A 3938-nucleotide genomic window follows, 5' to 3' on the forward strand; every position below is an offset into this window, starting at 1 on the left:
AAGTGGTTATTTAATTTGAAATATAATATATTTTAGAAGGAAGTTTTTTACTTTCTTCTTTTCTTTCTAATGACAATTTTTTATAAAGTTTTTTATATAGTATTGACTTTTATTATTTTTAAGGTATAATATATTACAGATAGGAAAATTCCTGTTGGATAGGAGGAAATGTTTTGTTAGGTAAAGTAAAATGGTTTAATGAAAAAAAAGGTTTTGGATTTATTTCTGGAGAAGATGGAAATGATTATTTCTTACATTTCTCAAAAATAAACAAAAGTGGTTTTAAAACTGTTTCTGAAGGTGAAGAAGTAGAATTCGACGTAGAAGACGGTGAAAAAGGACCACAAGCAACAAACGTAGTTTCTAAATAGTTGAAGATATATAGAATTAGTTTGGCTATCTCTTTAGGAGATAGTTTTTTTTGGAGTGATTTTTTTGAAATATATATTTAAAAGAATAGTTAAGAGTATTATGGTTATATTTACTGTTGTTAGTATAACCTTTTATATAGTTCATAGTTTACCTAATAGTTATATATATAATGATAGTGAGGTAGATGAAGTATTAAAAGAAGAATTTATAAAAAAATATAATTTAGATCTTAATTTAAAAGATCAATATATTAAATACATTTCTAACATTAGTAAAGGTAATTTAGGCTACTCAATGAAATATGAAGGACGAAAAGTTAGTGATGTAATAATTAAAAATTTTCCCATTTCTTTAGAATTATCAATAAGAGTTTTATTATTTTCTTTTATTATTGGATTTCCATTAGGTATAAATCTTGGAATAAATAAGAATCATAAATATCTGTATTTGATTTCAATATTGATATCTATACCAAGTTTTGTGATAGCAGGTTTAATTCAGATGTTTTTAGTATATTTTTATAAAGGTGTTTTAATAGATAAATTAAATTTCCCATTTTATAGCATATCAATTATAGGGTTTGATAGTGAATTACAAAAATTATTTCCAACAATTACTTTATCTCTATTTTTAACTTGTATGATTATAAGAATATTATCAAGAAAGATAGAAAATGAATTAAATAAGGGATATGTTGAATTCGCACTTTCAAAGGGTCTTGATATTAAATATGTAATTTTAAATCATATATTAAAAAATATTTTTCCATCATTATTGAGTATGTTAATCCCTTATTTCGTATCTATAATTACAGGCTCTTTTGTAGTTGAAAATTTATTTGGAATACCTGGACTTGGAAGATATTATACAAGTTCTATTATAGATCGTGATTATTCTATGGTATTGGGATTAACTTTATTTTATACATTTATTTTAACTTTTTTATTTACTTTAATGGATATATGTATTAGTTTTTTAGATAAAAGGATTGATAAACATGATTAATAAAAAAAATGTGTATATTATAATATTTATTATTTTAATATTTTCTGTAAAAATATTAAATAGATTTGATCCATATTCACAGGACTTACAAAATACTAATTTGGGACTATTTGCTAAAGGTCATATTTTAGGAACAGACATTTTAGGTCGTGATATACTTTCAAGAGTTATACAAGGAATAATGATTAGTATGTATATAATACTTTTAGTATATATATTGTCAGTTACTATAGGTATAGTTATAGGTTTTTTGATTTCTTATTATTCTAAAAAATTAGATTATATTGTATCTTATATAATAGAAGTATTTTTGTCTATTCCGAGTTTAATAATTATACTTTTTATAGTTATGTTTATGGGGAATAAATTTTGGATATTAATATTTGCTTTGACTTTAACGAGAAGCTTACGTATGATAATTTTTGTTAAAAATGAAGTAAATAAATTAAAAATACAAAATTTTGTATATATGTCACGTATAATGGGTGCAAAAAGTATATATATATTTAAGAAACATATATTTCCTAATATACTTGATATAGTTTTAGTTAAAGCAAGTTTTATGATACCTGGAATTATATTTTCTGAAACAATTTTATCTTTTATGGGGGTTGGTGTCAGTTTACCAAATGCTTCACTTGGAAATTTATTATCAACTGGTTTTTCTAATTTATTAGTTTCACCTATACAATTTTTAGTTTCAAGTCTTAGTATAATAGTATTAACTTTAATATTTGGAGGTTTAAATGAAGGTATTAAAAGTTGAAAAATTAAATATAGATGGAATATTAGAAAATATAAATTTTGAAATTGAAAAAGGAGAAATAGTTACTTTAGTAGGTTCATCAGGTAGTGGAAAAACGAGTATTGCCAAGGTAATAATGGGTTTATCTAAATTAAAATATTCGGGTGATATATTTGTAAATTCTAAAAAAGACTATATTAGAGGAAAAGATATATGTATGATTTTTCAAGATATAGAGCAATCATTAAATCCAGTATTAAAAATAAAAAAGCAGTTTTTTGAAGCTTTGATTTATCATAAAATATGTGATAAAAAAAATGTTATGGAATATTCTAAAAAAATATTACATAAGGTTAATTTGAATGAAAAAGTTTTAGATAGATATCCATTTGAGTTGTCAGGTGGGGAAAAACAAAGGATAGTAATAGCTATGATAATATCTCTTAATCCATCTATTATAATATGCGATGAGATTTCATCTAGTTTAGATACAGTTAATGAATATGAAATATTTAAAATATTAAAATCTACTAATATCTCATTGTTAGTAATAACTCATAGTCCTAATGTTATTAAATATATTTCAGATAGAATAATATATTTGGAAAATGGTAGAAAATTATACGATGGAAATTATTTAGGTTTTATTGAGGAAAATAATAAATATGTAAAAAGTATAAAAAGTGTTTTAGAGGTATGCGATGATATTTTTTAAAAATGTTAATGTAACTATAGGAGATAAAATAATTTTAAAAAATTTATCTTTTAATTTAGAAAAAAATAATATACTTGCTATAATAGGTGAAAGTGGTGGAGGTAAAACAACTATAGCAAATATTTTGATGAAGAAAATATCTGAATATGATGGTGAAGTATATTTAGATGATAAAGAAATTAGAAATTATTCAAATATAGAATATTATAAGAAAATATCAATAGTTTTACAAGATTATACAACTGCTTTAAATCCTTGCATGACAATAAGAGATGTTCTATATGAGCCTTTTGAAATAAAAAAAGAAAAGGTAGACTATATAAAAATAAAAGATGTATTAAATTTACTTAAATTAAATTATTTAGATATTGACACTAAAACTATTGATTTATCTGGTGGAGAAAAACAAAGAGTTAATATAGCTAGAATTCTTTTATTTAATCCAGAAGTTTTAATTTTTGATGAATCAATATCTTCTTTAGATATAGATTTACAAATAGAAATAGTAGAAATCATTAAAAAGATTTCTGAAAATATGAATAAAACTATATTATTTATTACTCATAATTTATCTATATTAAAATTTTTAACAAGGGATATATTAGTTATTAAAGATGGGACTATTATTGAACGTGGTGATGTGATAAATTATCCTAAAAGTGATTATACAAAAGAATTATTTTATAAATGGAAAAAAGATTAGATTAAAATTATTTTAATCTAATCTAATATTTTCAAGTAATGAACTTTTAGTAAAGTCATAGGGGAGTATAGGCCAAGAATTATTGACAAGCTCTATATTTTCTCCTATTTCTTTACCAGCATCTTTGTATATGGTGTAAATGAATTTACTACAATAAGAGGCTAAACTTTCAGTATCGCTTGAAGTAAACACAGAATATACTTTATTGTAGTAATTAGGTAGTAATTCATTTAATTTATTTTTTAATTCATTATTCATTTTTTTATATCTAAACACCGAAATTTGTCTATTTTCTATAAAATAAAATGAATAAAAAGGATTATCTACAAAGTCATCACCATAATTTTTAAATTCTATTAATTTCATATCTTCATTAACCAGAAAACAATGTCCCCATT

At 22.2% G+C, this 3938-nt stretch carries 6 protein-coding genes; 5 read left to right on the plus strand and 1 reads right to left on the minus strand.

Annotated features, from left to right (window positions below; genetic code table 11):
* Positions 1 to 173: 173 nt before the first annotated feature.
* The 5 genes from ACWYO2_RS05130 (at position 174) to ACWYO2_RS05150 (ending at position 3540) form a co-directional block, all read left to right on the plus strand.
* Positions 174 to 371 (plus strand): cold-shock protein, encoded by a 198-nt coding sequence (locus tag ACWYO2_RS05130; protein ID WP_455515410.1) that lies wholly within the window; start codon positions 174 to 176, stop codon positions 369 to 371.
* A 64-nt stretch (positions 372 to 435) separates the two neighbouring features.
* Entirely contained in the window at positions 436 to 1377 is a 942-nt protein-coding gene (locus ACWYO2_RS05135; protein ID WP_455515411.1) for an ABC transporter permease, read from the plus strand.
* The gene (locus ACWYO2_RS05140) at positions 1370 to 2143 is read left to right on the plus strand and encodes an ABC transporter permease (protein WP_455515412.1); all 774 of its coding nucleotides are present in this window, start codon (positions 1370 to 1372) and stop codon (positions 2141 to 2143) included. Before ACWYO2_RS05135 ends, ACWYO2_RS05140 begins: the two co-directional genes overlap by 8 nt.
* The gene (locus ACWYO2_RS05145) at positions 2124 to 2837 is read left to right on the plus strand and encodes an ABC transporter ATP-binding protein (RefSeq protein ID WP_455515413.1); all 714 of its coding nucleotides are present in this window, start codon (positions 2124 to 2126) and stop codon (positions 2835 to 2837) included. Before ACWYO2_RS05140 ends, ACWYO2_RS05145 begins: the two co-directional genes overlap by 20 nt.
* The gene (locus tag ACWYO2_RS05150) at positions 2824 to 3540 is read left to right on the plus strand and encodes an ATP-binding cassette domain-containing protein (protein ID WP_455515414.1); all 717 of its coding nucleotides are present in this window, start codon (positions 2824 to 2826) and stop codon (positions 3538 to 3540) included. Before ACWYO2_RS05145 ends, ACWYO2_RS05150 begins: the two co-directional genes overlap by 14 nt.
* A gap of 12 nt (positions 3541 to 3552) precedes the next feature.
* On the opposite strand, the gene ACWYO2_RS05155 is transcribed toward ACWYO2_RS05150, so the two are convergent.
* Positions 3553 to 3938: hypothetical protein (locus tag ACWYO2_RS05155; RefSeq protein WP_455515415.1), on the minus strand; the 386-nt coding region annotated here is incomplete at its 5' end.

The sequence above is a fragment of the Pseudostreptobacillus sp. genome, assembly GCF_977040545.1.

Bases quoted from the DNA above. Each gene is read 5' to 3' on its own strand.
- ACWYO2_RS05140 (WP_455515412.1), top strand. From the start codon at position 1,370: ATGATTAATAAAAAAAATGTGTATATTATAATATTTATTATTTTAATA.
- ACWYO2_RS05150 (WP_455515414.1), top strand. From the start codon at position 2,824: ATGATATTTTTTAAAAATGTTAATGTAACTATAGGAGATAAAATAATT.
- ACWYO2_RS05145 (WP_455515413.1), top strand. From the start codon at position 2,124: ATGAAGGTATTAAAAGTTGAAAAATTAAATATAGATGGAATATTAGAA.